We start from the raw sequence: 21,788 nt of genomic DNA on the forward strand, positions 1-21,788 counted from the left end.
TTTACCTGTATATATACCATAAATACAGATATTTTTCCATGTTCGAGCCGGAATCACGGTTTATCTGAAACAATTCATCAAGTATTTAGTTTGTACAATCCGAGCGGAAATATCCCTGAAACTTTGATCATGTAATTTAGGGAACGACCTAACCGGACATTAAAGAAACAAATTAGACCCTTTTCATCTAAAAAAGCAATACAGGAATTCATGCCTGTATTGCTTATAAACTCGCTAGCAGTCAGATTTTAGAATTAAAATCAAAAGACTGTCGTTTGTAAAAATTCTTTTGTACGTTCTTCTTTTGGATTGGTGAAGAATTCTTTTGGCGGTCCGCTTTCGACAACCCTCCCATTATGCATGAAGACAATCCAATCCCCGACCTCACGTGCAAAGCTCATTTCATGTGTAACGACTACCATTGTCATCCCTTCCAAGGCAAGTTCCTTCATCGTGGCAAGAACTTCACCCACAAGTTCGGGATCCAGAGCCGAGGTAGGCTCATCAAAGAGCAGGATATCAGGTTTCATGGCAAGGGCGCGGGCGATGGCAACACGCTGTTTCTGCCCGCCTGAGAGCTTGCTTGGATAGACATCCGCTTTATCTGATAAACCGACTTTGGCAAGCAATGTCTTTGCTTCTTCAATCGCTTGGGCCTTAGGGACTTTTTTGACGTGTGTCGGTGCTTCGATGACATTTTCCAGTACGGTCATATGCGGGAAGAGGTAGAAATGCTGAAATACCATTCCGACTTTCTCGCGGATTTTATTAATATCATGGGTACCAGGATTGATTTCCGTTCCTTCAATGAGGATTTGGCCGCTGTCTTTCTTCTCTAAATAGTTCAAACATCGGAGCAGGGTGCTTTTTCCGGAACCGCTTGGTCCGATCAGACAGACAACATCGCTGTCGAGTACCTTCATATCGATATCTTTAAGTACATGCAGGTTTCCATACGATTTATTTAAATTCCTAATGCGAATCATTTCTTTTTGTTCCATTTCAATTCCCCCTATCGATCACTGATGGACAGTTTCTTTTCGAATAAATTGACGATAATGGTCAGGAAAGCCACTAGAATCAAGTAGTAGACCGCTACAATCAATAAATAAGTCATTTCATCGAAATTATTCGAGCCCAACGTAGTGGCTACATTAAACAGCTCATTCATGGATATGAAAGCTGCCAGTGATGAATCCTTCAGTCCGATGATGAATTGGTTGCCAAGCGGCGGCAATGCGCGGCGGAAGGCTTGAGGCAAGATGATTCTCCTTAAGGTGAGCGAATTGCTCATGCCAAGGGAGCGTCCGGCCTCCATTTGGCCTTTGTCGATGGATTGAATCGTACCACGTAAAATCTCTGAGATATAAGCTCCATTATGGAAAGCCAGGGCAAGTGACGCCGCCCAGAAGTCCGGCAGTAAGAAGAGATTGCTGATACCGAAATAGAGTATGAATATCTGTACGATTAAAGGCGTTCCCCGTACCAGGAATACATATGTATCTGAAATCCATGCAAGAATTTTTATATTTGATATTTTTAATAGGGCAAATAGCAAACCGATGAAGATACCCACCAATATGGAGACTACCGTCAGTTCCAATGTGAGGAGCATGGCCCGGATGAATACGTCCGAGGAGCTAAATAATGTATCAAAAAAATGTGAAAAACTTGGCAATGTAATGACTCCCTTTCTATCAATCTTTATTCAGGCTTAGTTGTGATGTCTTCACCAAAATACTTTTTGCTGATTTCAGCAAGCGTTCCATCTTCACGGAGGTTTTCAAGAGCTTCATTGATGCGTGCAAGCAGCTGAGGGTTGTCGTCAGGCAGTACGATGGCCTGTTCGCTTCGTTCGATCAATTGCCTTCCTTCGATGTCGAAACCTTCCTTGGTCGCTTCCTTGCCGGTTACGAAGTCGGTGATGACGGCATCATGACGTCCTCCGCTCAATGCCTTCAGGGCGGTGATATCACTGTCATAGGTTTTTACATTGTTTGTATATTTTTCTGCTGTCGTTGCGTACGTGGAGCCTTTAGAAGCCGCAACTTCCTTACCCTTTAAATCTTCAACCGTTTTAATATCACTATCCGGGCGAACGAAAATTTGAGGACCTGAGTAGTAATAAGGGGTCGAGAAGGCAACATGTTTACTTCGTTCTTCATTGATTGTATGGCTGGCAACCGCGGCATCTGCCCGACCGGTTTTAACACCTTCCACAATACCTTTGAACTTTATCCGTTTAGGCACAGGTTCTAGGTCGAGTTCCTTTGCAATTGCATCGCCAACTTCAATATCGAATCCGGTTACGGTCATGTCATCATTGACATAACTGAATGGCTTGAATTCACCTGAGGCAGCAAAAACAAACTGGTCCTCATTGATCAGCTTACTCCCGTCCTCCAGCTGGTCCTTTTCGGCACAGCCGGAAAGAAGACCAAGGACAGCCAGAATGGATACAATGAATGTAACGGATGATTTCATGATAATTTCATTTCCCCCTTTGAAAAAAACTAATAGAATGGTCTATACCCTTATGAGGCAATGAATAACCTTATTAACTATGGAAAATAAAACTGAAACCAAAAAGGCTGTCCAGCACATACCGACATTTCATCCAAGAATCCCCCTTCACTATGCATTTCATAAAGGTTCTCGGCCTTTGCCTTCATTTCCTTCCAAATTACATGTAATTTCCTGAAAAAATGACAAAAATTACTTAATAGGAGAAGAAATTTTGAAACAATTCAGGCTGATGATGTATCTATCGAAAGCGAAAAACTGATGATAACCGTATCTAATGAATGGGATGGGATGGGATAAAACTGTGGAGTATTTTAGGCAATGTTGATTTTGTCTACCAACAAAGTCCCGATTTGATTGACTGACTTTAATTTCAGACATGAATTGAAGTATAATATAGCAAAATAGAAGAAGGGCAGTTGGGAAAATGGTTAGCAACTTTGTGCAAGAGCAGTTACAGGAATATCGCGAAAGAAATCAAGATAGAGGCCGTTTAATTATAAAATGTCCGGACCAGCCGGGAATTGTTTCGACAGTTACGGCTTTTCTTAAAGAATATGATGCAAATATTGTTGAATTGAGTCAGTATTCGATGAATCCTGAGGGCGGTACCTTTTTCACCAGGATCGAGTTTGACTGTCCAGGATTGAATGACAAGGCAGCGGATATGCAACTGGCATTCCAGGAAGTTTCGACAGCATTCTCGATGCAATGGACATTTAATCATGTGAGTGATCTGAAGAGGACGGCAATATTCGTTTCGAAGGAACCCCATTGCCTTCTGGAATTGCTATGGGAGTGGCAAAGCGGGGATTTATTGGCTGACATTGCACTGGTCATCAGCAATCATGAAGATACGAGGGAAATTGTCGAATCGATGGGCATCCCGTTTTATTATATTCCTGCAAATAAGGATATACGTAAGGAAGTGGAGACTAAACAGCTTGGACTTTTGGAAGAATTCAAAGTGGACCTTATTGTATTGGCCAGGTATATGCAGATATTGACGCCGGACTTCGTAGCGGCCCATCCGAACAGGATCATCAATATCCATCATTCATTTTTACCTGCCTTCATTGGAGCACGGCCTTATGAACGAGCTTATGACAGAGGTGTTAAGCTGATTGGGGCGACTTCCCATTATGTGACGAATGATTTGGATGAAGGTCCAATCATCGAGCAGGATATCGAACGTGTGGACCATCGTGATTCTGCCGGGGATATGAAGAAAATCGGTCGTTCTGCTGAACGCCGGGTGCTGGCACGTGCCGTTAAATGGCATTTGGAGGACCGCGTCATTGTTCATGAAAATAAAACGGTAGTCTTTTAAAATGAAAAACCCCCCTTTGGGTTGCCAAGGGGGGTTCCGTTTGCGTTCATCCTAGAACCATGATTTTAGTGGAATACTGAATTATCCTGTATGTTTTTACTTGATTATAGGAATGAAACCCTTACTGGATTGAAGAAATTTGCGACATTCCTGCCGAATAACTGGCTAGCTGAGACCCCGGGAACGCTTGCCGGCGAGGAGGCTTGGCAGACAGTCGGCGGAAAGGGAGCGGATTTCTGAAATCACCTTGAACCTTTTTAACCGAATTGAAAGTAAATTAGTTCTTCTCTAATTTGTCTGCAGTCTGAATCCCCCTTTAGGTTAAGGGGGGTTTTTTAGGATGGAATTAAGTGAGTGCTAGTACGAGTATTCCACCCTTACTGATGCAGTTATGTTCAATTCACCAGGCTGAATCGGGGTAGTCGCCATTTTTGAGAGAGTACTTGTTTGAAAAAGCATTGGAGTTGCCGTTTCAGATAGTTCTTCAACCCTATTAGGGACTGGGTTCAATGAGATTCCTAGCGTTCGAGCCATGGAAAGAGCTTTTTCGTATGCATTTTTTAAAGCGAGAGAAAGTGCCTGGTTATAGTATGCATCTGGATTGGATAAAGAGAAGCGGATGCTGGTGATTGAATTGGCGCCGCTTCTGACGGCCGTGTCGATTATGCTGCCTATTTTCTCGATGTCGGTCGTTTGGGCTTGTATGATGTGCTGTACTTTGTAGTTCTTGAACAATTCCTTTCCGTCAATATAATCATATTGTGGATCGATTCTGTAATCACTCGTTTTCAATTGCTCTTCGGGAATGCCTGCGGATTTAAGTGATGCGATGACATTTGCGATTGCTTGGGAATTGGCTTGCTGGGCCTTTTGCGGGTCCTCATCCTCCGTTATGACTCCAAGGGTGATCGTGGCTTGATCCGGAGCAGCAGATAGCGTCTCTGAGCCGGAAACTTTCAATATATGTTCATCGGTGCGGTAATGATTCCTGAAGGGGGCATTGTATTCTTGATTCATTTTGACACCAGCCTTTTTATAGAGATAATCTCACCCCTATTGTACGAATTATGAATGGGAAACATGATTGAAATATCCCCCTTTGTCATTAATCCATCGAACAATCACACAAAAAAACACTCGGCCTGGACCGAGTGCACATTACTTATGAATGACTTGAACCCTGCCTACCTGGCCATCAGTCAATCTTACTTTAATTCCATGAGGGTGGGTGCTGGAGTTGGTTAAAATATCCTTTACAGTGCCGCTTGTCAGCTTTCCGGTGCGTTGATCTGCTTTAAGTACAATATCCACAGAGGCACCTGGGGTAATATCTTTCCGGTTTTTACCGTTCATGTTCGATTCATTCCTTTTCAGAGTTATTTGCAGCCATTCAACCATGCAGTAACTTCAGTATAAGGAAAACGGCGGGCCCAGTCGACTATTAGATAAAATCACAAATTGGCAATCAGCGAATTTTCTTCAATGGTTCGACAGCAGGGCCATTTAACACTTCACCAGCGATGGAGTAGCGGGAGCCATGGCATGGGCAATCCCAAGTACGGTCGCCGCTATTCCAGGCAACTTCACACCCCATGTGTGTACATGTGGAATCAACAATATGAAGCTGGCCATCATGGTCACGGTAACACCCAGCTTTGTCTCCATCCACCTTCACGATTGCTCCTTCATCAATTCCTATGTCTTCCGGCGTTTTATGATTGACAGCCAATTTGCCTTTGATCAGATGCTTCGCCACATCAGCATTATCTTGAAGAATATTCTTCACGCCTTTTAAACGGGCAGGATCATACAATTCCGCATACCGATTTTCTTTTTGCAAAATCCGGTCAGTTAAGATCCTGGCGGCAATCGATCCATTCGTCATTCCCCATTTCGCATAGCCGGTAGCTATCAGAACGTTTTGTTGGTTGGCTGTCACTGGACCGACGAAGGGGATATTATCCGGTGTCACGATATCCTGTGCCGACCAGCGGTAGGGAATGTCTTTCACATCGAAATACTGGGCACTGAAGTCCTTCAGTGCTTCATAATGCTCGATCGTCGAGATTCCCTGGCCTGTTTTATGGCCATCTCCGCCAACAAGTATAAGTTTTTCCCCATTGTCCAATTCCGTATAGCGAAGGGAGCGGCTAGGGCTGTCTGCACTGTAATACATCCCGCCTGGATACTCCTGTTCAGTCCTGATGCCAAGCACATAGGACCTACTTACATGAACACGGGCAAAGTATAAGCCCTTTTCATCATTGAAAGGGAAGTGGGAGGCCACGATAACCTGATTGCTTTTGATGGAATGTCCCGTATCAGTCAGAACGGTTGGTGGATCGCCATCTTCAATTTTCATTGCCGTTGTCCGTTCATAAATGGTGCCTCCTGCATCGAGAATTGTCGAAATGAGGGCCGTTAAATATTTTAATGGGTGAAACTGTGCTTGATCTTTCATTATCACAGCAGCTTTACATGGAATGGAGAAAGGGATATTCTCCGCATAATCCCCCCGAATGCCAAGTTTTTGATAAGCTCTCAGTTCTTTTTGGATTTTGCTTATATATTCGTCCGTATTTGCGTACACATAGGCATCCTGTGCAGTCAAATTACATTCAATGGAATGTTCTTCTACCAAGTCTTTAATCAGCTTCATTCCATCTGTATTGGCTTCATAATAAAGCTTGGCATTCTCCTCGCCATGGTCAGTGATCAACTGGTCGTAAATCAGGCCATGCTGGGCCGTGATTTTTGCTGTAGTGTGTCCTGTCGTTCCGGTAAGGATTTGGCCTGCTTCAATCAGTGTGACTTTTACACCTTGTTTAGCAAGTAGGTAAGCAGATGTGATTCCGGTAATTCCGCCGCCTACTATTAAGACGTCAGTGGTTAGATCTGTATCTAGTTTAGAAAAAGAAGGGAATGTTAACGCACTGCGCCAATAAGGTTCCGGAAATCGGGGAAGGTCTGTATTTTTTTCAGTCATTTGAATACCTCCATACAGTTCATTAGTGAATCGTCCATTTATTACCATACCCAAATTCGCTATTTATACGCTTATTTTTGTAAGAAGAAAGACTAAAAAAATACATTATTTGGTTCGTTTACAATTATGTATACATGTAAACAAAAATAGATGCTTTGTACACAAATATGTATACATGTTTACAAATGCGTACACATAGCTATATATAAGGTGTATACATATTTGTTCCTATTGTAAACAATTTGAAAACGATTCGACAAATATAGCTACAACTTATGAAGGATAGACTATAGTGGAAACTTTTTCAGCTTCCAGAATCGTTGAGAGGAGGGCCGTTAAATACTTTAAAGTGGGTGAAACTGTGCTTGATTATGGAAGAATTACAAGGAAGGAGAAAGGGATTTTTTCTGCATAATCCCCGCGAATGGCTAGTTTCGATAGGCTTTTGGTTCTTTTGGGATTTTACATTTATATCTATCAGTATTTGCGTGAATATAGGTATCCATTGCAGTCAAATTACATTCAATGCAATGTTTTTCTACATAAGCCCATTCTTTCTGCATTGCTACATAATATAGTTTGGCTTTCTCTTCATCATGTTTTAGTGAACAAAAAAGTCGTAAACCAGTCATGCTGTGGTGTGTCCCGTTGTTCCGTTAAGGATTTCACCAGCATCTATCAGTGTAACTTTAATACCTTGTTCCCTGTAATTCCGCCGAAGGACTGACACCGATTGAAGAAGCTTTGCTTATGGAAAACTATTGGAGTTGCATAGTTTAACGCAAGAAGCTCTGGCACAAAGACTGGGAATAGGTCAATCTACCGTGGAGAATAAGCTTCGGTAGATTGACCTATTCCCGGGAGGTTAGGATGCACTTCTTTAAAAGCAAATTACGGAACGCCATGCCCGCTCGAAGACGTCAGTGGTTATATCTGTATCTGGTTTAGAAAATGAAGGGGAATTTAACGCACTGCAACAATCGTGTTCCCGAACTTGGGAAGTTTCTGTATTTTTCAGCCATTTGAATACCTCTATACAGTTCATTAGTGAATCGTCCAATTATTATCCTATCTAAAATCTACTATTTATCTGCTGATTTTTGTAAGAAGAAATATTTAAAAAAATACATTATTTGGTTTGTTTACAAATGAGAATACATGTAAACAGAAATAGATACATTGCAAACGAAAATGTATACATGTTTACAATCAAGTACACATAGCTATTTATAAGGTGTATACATATTTGTTCCTATTGTAAACAATTTGAAAACAATTCGACAAATATAGCTACAACTAATGAAGGATTGACTAACGTTAAAACTTTTCCTATTCTTAAAGGGAATGCTTCACTTAAATTTTTTCCATGAAAAAGGGGATGTTTTTAGATGAGTTCTAGAATCGCAGCAGTAGACGTAGGAAATGATGCTATCAAGGCTATTTTTGGAAAGCTAGAGTCTGAACTATATATACCGAATGTCATTGCAAAAGACATAGAGGACCGTCCGGTCATTGGGATTGAGGAACTTGATGAAAAAAACCCATTGGAAGGGATTCATATCAGGGTCCATTCACCGGCTCTGCAAGACAATAATGCGATTTATCGCGTTGGGAACTTGGCGACAAAAAGTGATAATCCTACCGAATTGGATTTAGGAAGCAGTAAATCGGAAGAAGATCAAACATTAGTCATGCTTTTTGCGGCTCTTGCATTAGACGCTGCCAAGTTGGGGGACAACGATACATTCAAAAAAGTGAATAACGTTGTGGAAGCCAACTATACTCTTGGAACAGGGTTGCCACTTCGGGAGGTTAAAGAAGGGAAAGACGTCGGATACCGCTCGAAATTACTTGGTTCAGTCCACCAGGTGGAATTTTTAATTACTCCTAAATACCAAGGCATGAAGGTTAATATCAAATTTGATGAAGTGAAAGTCTATCCAGAGGGTTTTGCAGCATACATAAATTTGGTTATGGATAAAGATTTGAATATCATTAATCGTGAATTAATAGATAGAAGAATACTGATTCAGGATATCGGTGGATTATCGACGGATATCGCTGTCATTAAAAATCGTAAAGTTGACGATGACAAAGCGCAAGGATTCAATTTGGGAGTAGCTGAAGCCCTTGAATCGATTCGCGAAGAAATCAGGAAGAAACATGGTGTCGAGTTGGATAGCAGGCGCGACGTCGTTGAAATCATCACGAAGAAAAATGATCGCAATCATATTATGGTTCGCGGAAGCCGGACAAGCGTTCATGATATCGTTGACCGTATTTTGGGAGAACTGGCCAAAAAGCAATATCGCCACCTGCGCAACGTATGGCAAAAAAACTCACAAACGGAAATCTGCTATTTTGTAGGCGGGGGATCGATTGTCTTGAAAGATTACTTGAAAACCTTGAATCAAAATTTCGATGGCTACAATATAGACTTTTTCGAAGATGAGCGGGAAAGCGTTTGGATGATGGCAAACGCCTATTATAAATTGATTTCGGATTTTAATCGCCGCCGGAATGCAAAGGAACAGAATCAGTCCCAGCAAAAGAAGAAAGAACAAAGAACGGGTTCCATTAAATAGGTGAGAGAATGAAAAAAACAGCTTCTTCTGAAATTAAAAGAGGACAAGCCATCACTTTTCGTATCCCTTCGGATGTCTCAGACTATACGTTAAGACAGCTGCAGAAATTGAAGGAAACGGAAAGAAGGAATTTTTCCAGTAAAATTGCTGAGTATGTTCTCGATGGAGTCGGGCAATCCACCCATCAGGATCGGGAAATGATTGCCCTGCCGATGCCGAACAAGTTAAGCAAATCTCAGCGTGATTGGCTCAAGCATTCCCACTCAGAAGCTATGCTTGGAACGATTATGTACCACCTTTTATCCGATCCTTTACGCGCTACGGCCTTGCTTGCCTCTTTGAATAATAATGTATTGAGTGAGGAATTGTTTGTGCAGGCCGAGCCCGAGGAAAAGGAGCCCGTGGAGGTCCAGGAGGACCTGCCTAAGAAAGATTTGGATGACTTTGATTGGAATTTGAATGAACCCTCACAACAAGAGGAAGAAACAGAACCTGAAGAGGAAAGTCTTGACGATCTCCTGGGTGATTTTCTTGATCAAATGAACCAGTGAATATAAGGAGGATATCTGACGACAAGTTGGATATCCTCCTTTTTCTTTGCAGGGGCTAAAAAAAGAGGAACCCCAAGGATTCCTCTTAAGATGATCAAGCCAGGAAAATCAGTTGGTAAAGGAATAAAACGGCAAACATGTACACGAACGGATGCACTTCACGGAATTTGCCTCTTGCCATTTTTAAAATGGGGTAGGCGATGAATCCGAGTGCTATCCCGTTGGCGATGCTTGATGTTAAAGGCATGGCGACAATGACCAAAAAGGCTGGAAATGATTCATCAAAGTGTGTCCAGTCAATTTCATTAATGCTTTTAATCATCATGCTTCCGACGATGATCAAGCTAGGTGCCGTGATTGCCGCTACATTTGAGACAGCTCCTATCAGCGGACTGAAAAAGGCGGTTATTAAGAATAGGATGGCCACCACCAGCGCGGTTAAACCTGTCTTGCCGCCCGCTCCTACACCAGCTGATGATTCAACCGAGGCAGCGGTCGGGCTTGTGCCGAACATGGCGCCGACAGTAGTGCCGATCGAATCTGCAAAGAAGGCACTGCCTGATTTTTCAAGCTTGTTCTCCTTCAGCAATCCAGCTTGACGGACAATGCCCAATAAAGCACCGGTCGTATCGAAAAGCATGACAAGCAAAATGGAGAAGACGACGCCATAAAGCCCATAGTTAATCACATCGGTGATAGATGTGATTGGATTGGCGATTATTATCCCTTCAGGTAACGAAGGGGTGGAAACCAGACCGTTAATTTCCAATTGGCCTGTAAAGAAAGCGATTATGGCAGTCACGATCATTCCGATGAATATCGCTCCCTGCACATTGCGAACGATCAGCACGATCGTTATGACCAAACCAACCAATGTAAGTGCCACACTGGGATCCCTGAAGCTTCCAAGGGTAACCAGGTTGGATTCTTGCTGTGTGACGACACCTGACAAACGAAGTCCGATGAAGGTAATGAAGAGCCCGATTCCGGCACTGATTGCATGCTTTAAGTTATTAGGGATGGCCTCGATCAATTTTGAGCGGAAAGAGGTTAGGGATAAAAGGATAAAGATGATACCGGTAACAAAGACTGCAGAGAAGGCAACTGTGTATGAGATATCATGGGTTCCCAATACCGAGTATGCAAAATAAGCATTCAATCCCATTGCCGGGGCTATGACAATTGGGTAATTGGCTAAAAGGGCCATGCATAGTGTACCGACTATTATTGCGAGTATGGTTGCTGTGAATGCTTGGTCGAAGGGAACACCCGCATCAGAAAGGATCATGGGGTTTACAACGATGATATAAGCCAGTGTTAAAAAGGTTGTAAGCCCCGCAAGTATTTCCGTTTTAATATTTGAATTCCGTTCTTTTAATTTAAACATGCGGTCACTCCTTTTTTATATACAAAAAATCCTTGCAAAAATCTACAAGGAGGAGATGCTTACCCTTTTTCAAGTAAGTAGCTCGATAGATGGATAATAAATCTTATAAATTATATTAGAAAAATAACTAAAGTACAATAGGATGAAAAATTTTAAGGTACAGGTTTTCTCGAAAATAGATAATGATATACTAACAAATAGCTTAGACTAAGGATAATGACTTGAAATGAAGGAAGCTGTTACCATTTAAGTGGATTTATCAGTAAATTAAATGAAGAAATTCAGAAAGTAGGCCCATACATGACAGAATTCATCGACCTTGGCGTCAGCCCGGCGATTAACAACATATTAAAGCAAATAGGAATATCCGCCCCTACCCCGATTCAGGAGAAATCGATACCCGATATCCTTGCTGGAAGGGATGTCATCGCAAAGGCGCAGACAGGGACGGGGAAGACTTTGGCCTTTTTGCTGCCAATCCTGGAAAAAGTCGATCCCGCCGCATCCCACATACAATCACTGATCGTCACGCCAACAAGGGAACTGGCTTTGCAAATCACTGCTGAATTGAAAAAATTCGCTGATGAAATCGAAGGACTTCAAGTGCTTGCAGTGTATGGCGGACAGGATGTCGAGCAGCAAATGAAAAAGCTGACAAGAAACATCTCCGTGGTGGTCGCCACGCCCGGCAGGTTATTAGATCATTTACGAAGAGGCACCATCGATCTCTCACAAACTGGAACGCTTGTGCTGGATGAAGCTGATCAAATGCTTCATATTGGGTTTTTACCAGAAGTGGAAGAGATCATGGAACAGCTTCCAGAGGAACGCCAAACGCTGCTCTTTTCAGCGACGATGCCAGAACAGGTTCATCAATTGGCTAAACGCTATATGACTAAACCATTAACTGCCGCTGTGAAGGCTGAGCAAGTAACGGTCGAGAAAATCAGGCAGCTTGTCATCGAGACGACCGATCGTGCCAAACAATCTTCATTAATCAACATGATAAAAGAAGAACAGCCATACCTTGCAATCATATTTTGCCGTACAAAACGTCGCGTTTCGGTATTGAATGATGCCCTGAAGGCAGCTGGATTCAATTCTGAAGAGCTTCATGGTGACCTTTCACAGGCAAAGCGGGAACGTGTCATGAAAAACTTCAGAGACGCAAAGCTTCAATATTTAGTGGCGACGGATGTTGCTGCACGAGGGCTTGATGTAGAAGGCGTGACCCATGTGTTTAATTACGATGTTCCCGAGGATGCAGAAAGTTACATCCACCGAATCGGGCGGACGGGCCGTGCGGGTGAGAATGGCTTGGCTGTCACCTTCATAGCAACGAAGGATCTTCAGCTATTAAGCGATATTGAAAAAGGGATCTCCATGAAAATCGAAAGAAGGACGATTGAAGGAGTGAAAATGTTCCAACCCGATGAGGTGAGGCAAAAAAGGAAGCGTCATGAAGACCCTTCCGATGAGGGTGCTCGCCGCCCGCGTTCGGGAGGGGGAAGGAAACATCGGGAACGGATCGATACGAGGGGACCGAATCGGGGCAGTCACCGTTCTGTAAATCAAGCGGACAATCGTGAAGTCGAGAGGGAGAAACCACGTGGAGGCCGGATGGAAAACAACCGCGGGCCTATACGTGAGGATTCACGGGGAGTTCGTTCGGAAAACGGCCGCGGACCAAGGAGAGAGAATCCGCGGGATGGCCGCTCGGAAGACGGCCGTGGACCTATACGTGAGGATTCACGTGGAGGCCGTTCGGAAAACAGCCGCGGACCAAGGAGAGAGAATCCGCGGGGTGGCCGCTCGGAAGACGGCCGTGGACAAAAGCGTGACAATCCACGAGGAGGTCAAAGGGACAGCCGCAGATCAACTAGTACACAAGGGGCGAGCAATCGCAGAGGTGGATCTGGCAGCGGCCCCAATAGAGGGAGAAACCGGTAAAAGGGGGAGACGGGAGTGAACAAGCCTTGGTTGGCAGAATATCCAGTTTCTCTGGAGCTGGCAGGGAAATTGATCATGCTGCAGTTTCCGGAAATTGAGTTGAAAGAGATCAAGCAACTTGGGGAGGGTTTCGATAACACGGTCATACAAATCAATGGGCAATTTGTATTCCGTTTTCCCCGCCGCCCTATTGCAGTTACGTTGATTCAGGTGGAAAATCAGCTTTTGCCTTCCATTGCAGGCACTTTTCCGCTTGCAATCCCTGAACCAATCTTTTTTGGGAAACCAAGCACTTTGTATCCTTATCCTTTTACCGGTTATAAAATGGTGAAGGGACACTTGCCTGTAGAAGGAACAAAAGCAAAAAAGGTCGAATCGGCAAAAAGATTTGCCCGCTTTTTGAAGGTTCTTCACAGTTTTCCTGTCGAAAAGGCTAAGCGTTTAGGTGTGCAGCCTGATGGGATGATGAGGCTTGATATACCCTATCGAAAGAAATCACTTATGGAAAATGTCTCCAATCTAATAAAGCTAGGATACTTTGAACAGGCGCATGCAGTTAAGGATTTTGTTGAAACCTTAGGTGAAGGTGAATTGGATGTTCAGCATCCGATTTCGCTCGTTCACGGAGACATCCATATCCGGAATGTTTTACTTGATGACGAAGGCGTTCTCGCAGGTGTCATTGATTGGGGAGATGTCCATATCGGGAATCCAGCCATTGATTTCTCCTTTTTATACAGTTATTTCCCAAAAGAGGTGCGCAGTGCTTTTTTCGAAATCTATGGTGAAATCGAAAAGGAAACAGAGAGCCTAGCCCGGTTCAGAGCCATATATATGCTTGTTACATTACTCGTTTATGGCATAGATCGCCACGATGAAGAGCTGATTGCCATTACGAGTACCGGTTTGAAATTTGCTATAGAAGAATAATTGTCATGCTCTTTTGATGTTTAGGAGGTACATATGAAGGCAAGTTATTATCATACAATCACATTAATGGCGAACATATTGGATCAAGCTAATATTCCCTACCAATATACAGGTCGATCTGCGCTTTTCGTACAAGGAGTGGATATCGATGAATATAAGAAAATTGGCATGGATGTACAATGGGATGTCTTTAATGAGGCTTTGGATCTTTTTTCCGATTACGCGCCAACAAAGCCTGAAAGAAGTCCTGAGACTGCATTCTTTCTAATGGATGTCGAGGGGATTTCTGTCACTGTTCGCTGCCGGTTTAACACGACCATTAAAACGGACCCATATCGTTTATCCATAAAGATGGGGGATATGGAGGTTTGGTGCAGGTCGTTATACAGTTATTTATACGAAGAAGAAATGAGAAAGTTCAGTACCGAGATTCATGCTTACTTATCAGGCGAGCAGAAGGGGTTCACAGCGGAAAATGAACAAGCCTGGAACCAGAATAATTATTTAGCGCTTGTCAATCGTTATGGAAATCCCGTTGAATTGGCATCAAAAATCAAACAAAACCCAAAATGGAGACTGCACCCTTTTTATAAATATATGGGGGAAATATCCGGGAAAAAAATCACACATTTGATGGGATCGAACGGTGTGAAGGCAGTTGCACTGGCCATATTGGGAGCAGAAGTGAAAGTCGTTGATTTTTCCCAGGAAAACGCAATGTTTGCAAATGAACTGGCAAGTGGCGCCAATGTCTCCATCGAGTATATCGTTTCGGATGTCCTTTCGCTCTCATCCGAACATGAATCAGGGAATCAGGATTTGGTTTTAATGGAGCTAGGTGTACTTCATTACTTAATAGATCTGCAGCCGTTATTTGAAAAAATTAAAAAGATGCTGAAACCCGGAGGCCGATTTGTACTGCATGAATTTCATCCAATTTCAACAAAGCTCATTACTTCAAATGGTAAAAAACATAAAATAACAGGCAACTATTTCGCCCCGGCAATCGAAAACAATGAGGTCGCTTTTTCGAAGCATATGCCGGATGAAGAAAAAGGGAGCCTTTCAAGAGTTGTACAGCGTAAATGGACAATCGGGGAACTTATAACGTCAATAGGTCAATCAGGACTCGTTATTAAAGTGCTCGAGGAAGAACCGAATCATAAAATCCATGATATCGGGCTTCCGAAAACATATAGCTTGGTGGCGGAACGAGTTTAAGCTGCGTGATGAGGGAATGAAGGCTGACTGAAGGAGCGTTTTCAGTCAGCTCTTTATTTATTCCACAATAAAGGGGATGCCGCTGCTGCAGCATCCCCGAAATAATTAATTTTGAGCCGACCATTCCTCTACATCCCATACTTTGGTTACCCAATCTTCATAGAAATCAGGTTCATGGCATACAAGGACAATCGTTCCTTTATACTCTTTCAATGCACGTTTCAGTTCTTCTTTTGCAACGACATCCAAATGGTTTGTCGGTTCATCGAATAACAGCCAATTGCTTTCTGTAAGCATGAGTTTACAAAGGCGCACTTTTGCTTGTTCCCCACCGCTTAAATGGCTCATCGGACGTGTAATGTGCTCGTTTTTCAAACCGACACGGGCAAGAATCGCACGTACCTGCGGTTGGTCCAGATGCGGAAATGCATTCCATACTTCATCGATCGGCGTCGTATCGCCTGCTTTCACTTCTTGTTCAAAATAAGAAGAAAAAAGGAAATCGCCAAGTGATCTTTTACCGCCTAGAGGATCGATTTTACCTAAAATCGTTTTTAATAGAGTGGATTTACCAACTCCGTTACATCCGACCACGGCAATTTTTTCTCCCCGCTCGATGGTCATGGACAACTTCGGAAGCAATGGGCGGTCATATCCGATTTCCAGATCTTCACCTTCAAAGACATAACGGCTGCTCGCACGTGACTCTTTAAAGTCAAAGGTAGGTTTCATTGCAGTTTCCGGACGATCGATGCGTTCCATGCGATTCAATTGCTTTTGACGGCTCTTTGCCCGTCCGGTCGTTGAATAGCGTGCTTTATTCTTTGCAATGAAATCTTCCTGCTTTTTAATGAATTCGCGCTGTTTTTCATAGGCGTTAATATGTTGGTTTTTATTCAATTCAGCCAGCTCAAGGAATTTTTCATAAGTTGCCGTGTAACGGGTCAATTTAGAAAATTCAAGATGGAAGATGACGTCGACGACGCCGTTCATGAACTCGGTATCATGCGAAATTAATAAGAATGCATTAGGATATTCCTTTAAGTAGCTGCTCAGCCAGCGGATATGCTCCACATCCAAGTAGTTCGTCGGTTCATCTAGGAGCAGTACTTCAGGCTGTTCCAAAAGTAGCTTGGCTAGTAAAACCTTTGTCCGCTGTCCGCCGCTCAGGGCAGAGACATCACGGTCCAAACCGATTGCATCCAACCCTAAACCGCGTGCCGCTTCTTCAATTTTAATATCCAGATTGTAAAAACCGCCGGCTTCCAGCTTGTCCTGGATTTCACCCATTTGTTCCAAGAGTTCTTCAAGTTCCTCCGGAGTGGCAGTACCCATTTTCTCTGTAACTTCATTCAGTGCTTTTTCCTGCTCGAATAAAGGTAAGTATGCATCCCGTAAGACGTCGCGAATCGATTTACCTTTTGAAAGTATCGTATGTTGATCAAGATAGCCATATTCGACACCAGGTGTCCATTCGACCCGGCCATCATCATGGATGAGTTGCCCTGTAATGATATTCATCATCGTTGATTTCCCGACACCATTTGCCCCGACCAGACCAACATGTTCGCCGGCCATCAGGCGGAATGATACATCCTTGAATAAGGTACGGTCGCCAAAGCTGTGTGCTAATTTATCTATAGAAAGTAAGCTCATTTTATATTGAACCTCCCAATTAATTTGAAAAAATCCCTACGTTTCATCATACTAAAATCTGCACGGGAATGCTATCTAATCTATTAATTTACATATATGTGGGTACGGGGAATCCTTAAAGTGAACCAACCGATCCAATGCCATGGTGCATTATCGCCCTGTCATAAATTATATGAGATAATAGAGGAACCAGTTTAAAAGCGAAAGGATGTTAATATGAGTAAAACAGTCGTACTGGCCGAGAAACCTTCGGTCGGCAGAGATATAGCGAAAGTGTTGAATTGCGGGAAAAAGGGAAATGGCTTTTTTGAAGGCGATCAGTATATCGTCACTTGGGCACTGGGTCATTTGGTTACCCATGCAGATCCGGAATCTTATGATGAAAAATATAAAACGTGGCGCCTTGAGGACCTGCCCATGTTGCCGCCTGCTTTAAAATTAGTCGTGATCAAGCAATCAGGCAAACAGTTTCAATCGGTTAAAACACAATTGAATCGCAATGATGTCAAGGATGTCATCATTGCGACGGATGCAGGCCGTGAAGGGGAACTTGTTGCACGCTGGATTCTCGAAAAAGCGAATGTGAAGAAGCCGGTCAAGCGGCTTTGGATTTCCTCTGTAACGGATAAAGCGATCAAAGATGGATTTAAAAATCTGAAAGATGGCAAGGAGTATGAAAACCTATTTGCCTCTGCTGTAGCAAGGGCGGAAGCGGACTGGATCGTTGGGATGAACGCGACGCGTGCCCTAACGACCAAGCATAATGCCCAATTATCCTGCGGGAGGGTCCAAACGCCGACACTTGCGATGATTGCAAAAAAAGAAGAGGAAATAAAACAGTTCCAGCCTAAGAAATATTATGGCGTTTCGGCAATTGCAGAACCCAATTTGCGCCTCGTCTGGCAAGATGCCCAATCAAAAGATATCCGCACTTTTGATAAAAACAAGGCAGAAAAGGTTCTTGCAGCCGTTAAGGGGAAAAGTGCAGAAGTGGTTGAAGTGAACAAGGCACATAAGAAAAGTTTTTCCCCTTCTTTATATGATTTAACAGAACTTCAACGGGACGCCAATAAGAAATTCGGCTATTCGGCGAAAGAGACGTTATCGATCATGCAGCGCTTATATGAAAGCCATAAGGTCTTGACTTATCCAAGGACGGATTCACGCTTTTTATCAACGGATTTGGTTGATACGCTAAAAGAAAGATTACAGGCTGTAAGCATTAAACCATATGCCCAGTATGCATCGAGGATCCTGCGCAGCCCGATTAAAACAAATAAATCGTTCGTGGACGATAGCAAGGTTTCTGATCACCATGCAATCATCCCCACTGAGCAAACGCCGCTGCCGGGAAAACTGAGCGACAAAGAATCGAAAATCTATGATTTGGTCGTTAAAAGGTTCCTTGCTGTATTGATGCCGCCTTTTGAATATGAACAAACGACCATCACCGCAAAGATGGGGCAGGAGATGTTCATGGCAAGAGGGAAGGTCATCCTGAAGTCAGGTTGGAAGGAAGTTTATGATCACCAATTCGATGAGGAAGAAGCTAAAGAGGGCCTTGCGGAGCAACTTCTTCCGAACGTTCAAAAAGGTGACAGTTTAACCATTTCGACTGTGAAACAAACAGAGGGTGAAACGAAACCGCCGGAACCATTCAATGAGGGGTCGCTTCTTTCGGCAATGGAGAATCCCGCTCGTTTCATGGCAGGGGAAAGCAAAGAGCTCATCAAGACTCTTGGTGAAACTGGCGGGATTGGAACTGTTGCAACACGTGCGGATGTCATTGAAAAACTGTTCAATAGCTTCCTGATCGAGAAGAGAGGAAAGGGCCTTCATGTCACCTCGAAAGGAAAACAACTTCTTCAATTGGCACCTGAAGACTTGCGTTCTCCAGCTTTGACAGCTCAGTGGGAGCAAAAGTTAACTGCGATAGCAAAAGGAAAGCTGCCAAAACAGGCTTTCATCGGCGATATGCGCTCCTACGCCAAAAATATCGTCCATGAAATCAAAAATAGTGACCAAAAATTCAAGCATGATAACGTGTCAGGAACGAAATGTCCTGATTGCGGCAAGCTGATGCTGGAAGTGAATAGTAAAAAGGGAAAAATGCTTGTCTGTCAAGATCGTGATTGCGGCCACAAAAAAAGTGTTTCACGTGTAACAAATGCAAGATGCCCGCAATGTCATAAAAAGATGGAAATGCGCGGTCAAGGAGAAGCACAGACATTCACCTGTAAATGCGGTTTTCACGAAAAACTATCTTCTTACAATAAACGAAGAGGGCAAAATAAAAATCAAAAAGTATCCAAAAATGAAGTATCCAATTATATGAAAAAGCAAAATAAAGAAGAGCCGATCAATACTGCATTGGCAGATGCCTTGGCGAAACTGAAATTCGATAAATAAAAGAAAAAGGATGGAGCAATCGCTCCATCCTTTTTCGGTATATTCCTGCTTCGACTAAATTTCATTCAGTACGGTGCCATGTAATTCATATTCAAGTGTTTTGTCAGTGTGTGTGTGTGTTTATCCGAATCTATTCGTATGAGCGTACTGAATGGCTTCTGATCACCCGGACTGAAAATTGCTTCATCATTCTCTGGATTCCATAGGCTGTAAATACTCATGATCGTATCTTCCTCCTTTGGATGAGAAGACTAGTAATTCCCATGCTTGATTATCTTCCAACTCTTCAATTGACTCTAACGCTGATCACCGGGACTAAACACCGCTGCGTCATTCTCTTTGTTCCATTGGCTTCTGATTGTACTCATTATGCACTATCATCTCCTTTGGTGAGAATGTCTTACAGTATTTGTATACCCGGATGGGACAGGTTAAAACATATATTTTAAAAAAACATGATTATATCCAGAAATCAGTATTTGTATATATTGACGTCATAAATAAGACTTTTTTTACTTTCAAACAGTTGTATGGTTGTTCGCCAATATTTCCAACCTTTATGCATAGTTTTGCAATCAGATTTTATTTCTATAAGACTTGATGAAATAATTCAGCTTTGGGACCTGCGTTCCCATCAAAAAATCAACAGAAAAAAACCCTGCTACAACACGGAGGAACCGCATTATAGCAGGGCTTATAAACTTTAGCGTCCCAGATAGGAATCGAACCTACGACCTACAGCTTAGGAGGCTGTCGCTCTATCCTGCTGAGCTACTGGGACATATATTAAAGTCGACGACTTATTTATTATATTTCTTATAGGCAAACTTTTCAAGCTAATAGCACATACTTATGAAAAAAAATCCTCATAAATGTTTAGCGTGTCGCTAAGCTTTCGTTTTTCCTCTTTTTTCATCAAATGGAATACTTTATTATTCACTGGTTTTCTGGTACTATTATACTATAAAAAATCAGGAGAATAATAGTGAAAAAATATAGAGTGTTAAGGATGGCGGCATTGCTGGGGGTTTTGATTTTACCTGGATGCACACAAGGGATTTTAGAGGGGATAGGCACAAAGACGGCTGCACCGATTGCGGAAGATGACATTGAAGTGGCCGAAGCGGCTGAGAATGGGACCGGGCAGGATTCGGAGGGGCAAATCGATACGGGAGGCTGGTTAAAGGCCGAGTCCCCGGTGCAGCTTCCGATATTGATGTATCACAGTATTTCTGAAGGGAATGGCCTTCGGGTTCCAAGGGAGGAATTCCGATCACAGATGGCTTGGCTTCGGGAGAATGGTTACTATACATTATCCCCTGAAGAAGCATTCCTCGTTTTAACCGAGAATCGGATGCCAAGTGAGAAGTGCGTCTGGATTACTTTTGATGATGGCTATACAGATAACTACACGGAGGCCTTCCCGATATTAAAAGAACATGATATGAAAGCAACTGTCTTCATGATCGGGAAGTCCATTGATAAAGGTCATCACCTGACTGAAAATCAAATGTTGGAGATGAGCAGGGATGGGATTTCAATTGAAAGCCATACCATCAACCATTTGGAGATGAACCGCATGACGGCAGAGCAGCAAGAAGCCGAAATGGTTCAGTCGAAGGTGCTGTTCGACCATATCCTCGACCAGAACACGACAGTGCTTTCCTATCCGGTTGGCCGGTATAACGAAGAGAGTCTCAGGCTGTCAGAAGAAGCTGGATACAAGATGGCAGTCACTACCGAACCTGGGGGGGCTTCAAGCGACCAAGGGATGCATGTTCTGCATCGAGTTCGGATTTCACCAGGGTTATCGATCAATGGGTTTGCGTCGCTGATTGAAAATGCTTCAAAGCATTGAAGGTGGATGAGGCATTTCGCACTTGTTCAGAAAAATCATATAATAATCGATTCTTACATGGTGTATAATGAAGGCAGTGAAAATTATATACATATGAACGATTTGGTGTCTTAATGACTTAAAAGGGAAGTTGGTGAAATGCCAACGCGGTCCCGCCACTGTATATGGGAGCTGACGGCTGTGTACCACTGTATGAGATATGGGAAGGTGCCGTTGACGATGACCATGAGCCAGGAGACCTGCCAGAATTCGTACACCTGTAACCTACGCGGATGGGAAGGTGTGTGGCAGACCCTAAGAAAGAGTCCGTATTGATATTGTTGCCATGCAAGCATCTTCCGTTTAACGGGAGATGCTTTTTGTTTTGGGGGGTATCTTCCAGTATTGGTTTTCTCTGTTAGG

19 protein-coding genes, 1 tRNA gene, 1 pseudogene and 1 riboswitch are annotated in these 21,788 nt (G+C 43.1%); of the genes and pseudogenes, 11 read left to right on the top strand and 10 right to left on the bottom strand.

Annotated features, from left to right (window positions below; genetic code table 11):
• Positions 1 to 260: 260 nt before the first annotated feature.
• The 3 genes from OTG27_RS00420 to OTG27_RS00430 are packed head-to-tail and all read right to left on the bottom strand — an operon-like array spanning position 261 to position 2,484.
• The gene (locus OTG27_RS00420) at positions 261 to 1,001 is read right to left on the bottom strand and encodes an amino acid ABC transporter ATP-binding protein (protein ID WP_034316039.1); all 741 of its coding nucleotides are present in this window, start codon (positions 999 to 1,001) and stop codon (positions 261 to 263) included.
• 11 nt (positions 1,002 to 1,012) lie between these two features.
• Complete coding sequence (locus OTG27_RS00425; RefSeq protein ID WP_034316037.1) at positions 1,013 to 1,678, bottom strand: amino acid ABC transporter permease; 666 nt, start codon at positions 1,676 to 1,678, stop codon at positions 1,013 to 1,015.
• 26 nt (positions 1,679 to 1,704) lie between these two features.
• Positions 1,705 to 2,484, bottom strand: coding sequence for a transporter substrate-binding domain-containing protein (locus OTG27_RS00430; RefSeq protein ID WP_098864442.1), 780 nt, complete (start codon positions 2,482 to 2,484; stop codon positions 1,705 to 1,707).
• 466 nt (positions 2,485 to 2,950) lie between these two features.
• Here OTG27_RS00430 and purU point away from each other — a divergent pair, with 466 nt between their 5' ends.
• Both purU and OTG27_RS00440 read left to right on the top strand, forming a co-directional pair.
• Positions 2,951 to 3,853, top strand: coding sequence for a formyltetrahydrofolate deformylase (gene purU, locus OTG27_RS00435; RefSeq protein WP_034316032.1), 903 nt, complete (start codon positions 2,951 to 2,953; stop codon positions 3,851 to 3,853).
• Between the two features lie 90 nt (positions 3,854 to 3,943).
• On the top strand, positions 3,944 to 4,093 hold the full coding sequence (locus OTG27_RS00440) for a hypothetical protein (RefSeq protein WP_268935935.1): 150 nt from the start codon (positions 3,944 to 3,946) through the stop codon (positions 4,091 to 4,093).
• A 117-nt stretch (positions 4,094 to 4,210) separates the two neighbouring features.
• On the opposite strand, the gene OTG27_RS00445 is transcribed toward OTG27_RS00440, so the two are convergent.
• From OTG27_RS00445 to OTG27_RS00455, 3 genes are all read right to left on the bottom strand, one after another.
• Positions 4,211 to 4,870: an SIMPL domain-containing protein gene (locus OTG27_RS00445; protein WP_268935936.1), complete on the bottom strand. Its 660-nt coding sequence runs from the start codon at positions 4,868 to 4,870 to the stop codon at positions 4,211 to 4,213.
• Between the two features lie 141 nt (positions 4,871 to 5,011).
• Complete coding sequence (locus OTG27_RS00450) at positions 5,012 to 5,206, bottom strand: YwbE family protein (protein WP_034316239.1); 195 nt, start codon at positions 5,204 to 5,206, stop codon at positions 5,012 to 5,014.
• Positions 5,207 to 5,318: 112 nt separating this feature from the next.
• Positions 5,319 to 6,839, bottom strand: a complete 1,521-nt coding sequence (locus tag OTG27_RS00455) for an FAD-dependent oxidoreductase (RefSeq protein ID WP_268935937.1) — start codon at positions 6,837 to 6,839, stop codon at positions 5,319 to 5,321.
• A 292-nt stretch (positions 6,840 to 7,131) separates the two neighbouring features.
• Here OTG27_RS00455 and OTG27_RS00460 point away from each other — a divergent pair, with 292 nt between their 5' ends.
• From OTG27_RS00460 to OTG27_RS00475, 4 genes and pseudogenes are all read left to right on the top strand, one after another.
• Positions 7,132 to 7,254 carry a hypothetical protein gene (locus OTG27_RS00460; RefSeq protein WP_268935938.1) on the top strand — a complete coding sequence of 41 codons (123 nt, stop codon included), beginning with the start codon at positions 7,132 to 7,134 and terminating at the stop codon, positions 7,252 to 7,254.
• A 302-nt stretch (positions 7,255 to 7,556) separates the two neighbouring features.
• Positions 7,557 to 7,753 (top strand): annotated as a pseudogene (locus OTG27_RS26600) (ParB/RepB/Spo0J family partition protein); the annotation flags it as partial.
• Between the two features lie 474 nt (positions 7,754 to 8,227).
• The gene (locus tag OTG27_RS00470) at positions 8,228 to 9,424 is read left to right on the top strand and encodes a ParM/StbA family protein (RefSeq protein WP_057278235.1); all 1,197 of its coding nucleotides are present in this window, start codon (positions 8,228 to 8,230) and stop codon (positions 9,422 to 9,424) included.
• 8 nt (positions 9,425 to 9,432) lie between these two features.
• Positions 9,433 to 9,975 carry a hypothetical protein gene (locus OTG27_RS00475; protein WP_268935939.1) on the top strand — a complete coding sequence of 181 codons (543 nt, stop codon included), beginning with the start codon at positions 9,433 to 9,435 and terminating at the stop codon, positions 9,973 to 9,975.
• Between the two features lie 94 nt (positions 9,976 to 10,069).
• Here the strand turns inward: OTG27_RS00475 and OTG27_RS00480 are convergent, their stop codons facing one another.
• Positions 10,070 to 11,362 carry an NCS2 family permease gene (locus OTG27_RS00480; RefSeq protein WP_268935940.1) on the bottom strand — a complete coding sequence of 431 codons (1,293 nt, stop codon included), beginning with the start codon at positions 11,360 to 11,362 and terminating at the stop codon, positions 10,070 to 10,072.
• A gap of 300 nt (positions 11,363 to 11,662) precedes the next feature.
• On the opposite strand from OTG27_RS00480, the gene OTG27_RS00485 reads away from it, so the two are divergent.
• Genes OTG27_RS00485 through OTG27_RS00495 form a run of 3 tightly spaced genes read left to right on the top strand, consistent with a single transcriptional unit; the run spans position 11,663 to position 15,463 of the window.
• Positions 11,663 to 13,312, top strand: coding sequence for a DEAD/DEAH box helicase (locus tag OTG27_RS00485; protein ID WP_268935941.1), 1,650 nt, complete (start codon positions 11,663 to 11,665; stop codon positions 13,310 to 13,312).
• A gap of 15 nt (positions 13,313 to 13,327) precedes the next feature.
• Positions 13,328 to 14,242 carry a phosphotransferase gene (locus tag OTG27_RS00490; RefSeq protein WP_268935942.1) on the top strand — a complete coding sequence of 305 codons (915 nt, stop codon included), beginning with the start codon at positions 13,328 to 13,330 and terminating at the stop codon, positions 14,240 to 14,242.
• Positions 14,243 to 14,275: 33 nt separating this feature from the next.
• The gene (locus OTG27_RS00495; protein ID WP_268935943.1) at positions 14,276 to 15,463 is read left to right on the top strand and encodes a class I SAM-dependent methyltransferase; all 1,188 of its coding nucleotides are present in this window, start codon (positions 14,276 to 14,278) and stop codon (positions 15,461 to 15,463) included.
• Positions 15,464 to 15,568: 105 nt separating this feature from the next.
• Here the strand turns inward: OTG27_RS00495 and OTG27_RS00500 are convergent, their stop codons facing one another.
• The gene (locus OTG27_RS00500; RefSeq protein WP_034316019.1) at positions 15,569 to 17,119 is read right to left on the bottom strand and encodes an ABC-F family ATP-binding cassette domain-containing protein; all 1,551 of its coding nucleotides are present in this window, start codon (positions 17,117 to 17,119) and stop codon (positions 15,569 to 15,571) included.
• 216 nt (positions 17,120 to 17,335) lie between these two features.
• Between OTG27_RS00500 and OTG27_RS00505 the strand changes: the two genes are divergently transcribed.
• Complete coding sequence (locus OTG27_RS00505; protein ID WP_268935944.1) at positions 17,336 to 19,528, top strand: DNA topoisomerase III; 2,193 nt, start codon at positions 17,336 to 17,338, stop codon at positions 19,526 to 19,528.
• 65 nt (positions 19,529 to 19,593) lie between these two features.
• On the opposite strand, the gene OTG27_RS00510 is transcribed toward OTG27_RS00505, so the two are convergent.
• Positions 19,594 to 19,749, bottom strand: coding sequence for a hypothetical protein (locus OTG27_RS00510; RefSeq protein WP_268935945.1), 156 nt, complete (start codon positions 19,747 to 19,749; stop codon positions 19,594 to 19,596).
• Between the two features lie 486 nt (positions 19,750 to 20,235).
• A tRNA-Arg gene (locus tag OTG27_RS00515) sits at positions 20,236 to 20,309 on the bottom strand.
• Positions 20,310 to 20,537: 228 nt separating this feature from the next.
• Between OTG27_RS00515 and OTG27_RS00520 the strand changes: the two genes are divergently transcribed.
• Positions 20,538 to 21,386 carry a polysaccharide deacetylase family protein gene (locus OTG27_RS00520; RefSeq protein ID WP_307729986.1) on the top strand — a complete coding sequence of 283 codons (849 nt, stop codon included), beginning with the start codon at positions 20,538 to 20,540 and terminating at the stop codon, positions 21,384 to 21,386.
• Positions 21,387 to 21,472: 86 nt separating this feature from the next.
• Positions 21,473 to 21,647, top strand: a riboswitch (cobalamin riboswitch).
• Positions 21,648 to 21,788 lie beyond the last annotated feature (141 nt).

The organism is Peribacillus sp. AS_2 (assembly GCF_026891895.1).
Lineage (GTDB): Bacteria > Bacillota > Bacilli > Bacillales > DSM-1321 > Peribacillus > Peribacillus frigoritolerans.

Excerpts from the sequence above, each read along its gene's own strand:
- OTG27_RS00420 (WP_034316039.1), bottom strand. The coding sequence starts at position 1,001 with ATGGAACAAAAAGAAATGATTCGCATTAGGAATTTAAATAAATCGTAT.
- OTG27_RS00430 (WP_098864442.1), bottom strand. The coding sequence starts at position 2,484 with ATGAAATCATCCGTTACATTCATTGTATCCATTCTGGCTGTCCTTGGT.
- purU (WP_034316032.1), top strand. The coding sequence starts at position 2,951 with ATGGTTAGCAACTTTGTGCAAGAGCAGTTACAGGAATATCGCGAAAGA.
- OTG27_RS00440 (WP_268935935.1), top strand. The coding sequence starts at position 3,944 with ATGTTTTTACTTGATTATAGGAATGAAACCCTTACTGGATTGAAGAAA.
- OTG27_RS00445 (WP_268935936.1), bottom strand. The coding sequence starts at position 4,870 with ATGAATCAAGAATACAATGCCCCCTTCAGGAATCATTACCGCACCGAT.
- OTG27_RS00450 (WP_034316239.1), bottom strand. The coding sequence starts at position 5,206 with ATGAACGGTAAAAACCGGAAAGATATTACCCCAGGTGCCTCTGTGGAT.
- OTG27_RS00455 (WP_268935937.1), bottom strand. The coding sequence starts at position 6,839 with ATGACTGAAAAAAATACAGACCTTCCCCGATTTCCGGAACCTTATTGG.
- OTG27_RS00470 (WP_057278235.1), top strand. The coding sequence starts at position 8,228 with ATGAGTTCTAGAATCGCAGCAGTAGACGTAGGAAATGATGCTATCAAG.
- OTG27_RS00475 (WP_268935939.1), top strand. The coding sequence starts at position 9,433 with ATGAAAAAAACAGCTTCTTCTGAAATTAAAAGAGGACAAGCCATCACT.
- OTG27_RS00480 (WP_268935940.1), bottom strand. The coding sequence starts at position 11,362 with ATGTTTAAATTAAAAGAACGGAATTCAAATATTAAAACGGAAATACTT.
- OTG27_RS00485 (WP_268935941.1), top strand. The coding sequence starts at position 11,663 with ATGACAGAATTCATCGACCTTGGCGTCAGCCCGGCGATTAACAACATA.
- OTG27_RS00495 (WP_268935943.1), top strand. The coding sequence starts at position 14,276 with ATGAAGGCAAGTTATTATCATACAATCACATTAATGGCGAACATATTG.
- OTG27_RS00500 (WP_034316019.1), bottom strand. The coding sequence starts at position 17,119 with ATGAGCTTACTTTCTATAGATAAATTAGCACACAGCTTTGGCGACCGT.
- OTG27_RS00505 (WP_268935944.1), top strand. The coding sequence starts at position 17,336 with ATGAGTAAAACAGTCGTACTGGCCGAGAAACCTTCGGTCGGCAGAGAT.
- OTG27_RS00510 (WP_268935945.1), bottom strand. The coding sequence starts at position 19,749 with ATGAGTATTTACAGCCTATGGAATCCAGAGAATGATGAAGCAATTTTC.
- OTG27_RS00520 (WP_307729986.1), top strand. The coding sequence starts at position 20,538 with ATGGCGGCATTGCTGGGGGTTTTGATTTTACCTGGATGCACACAAGGG.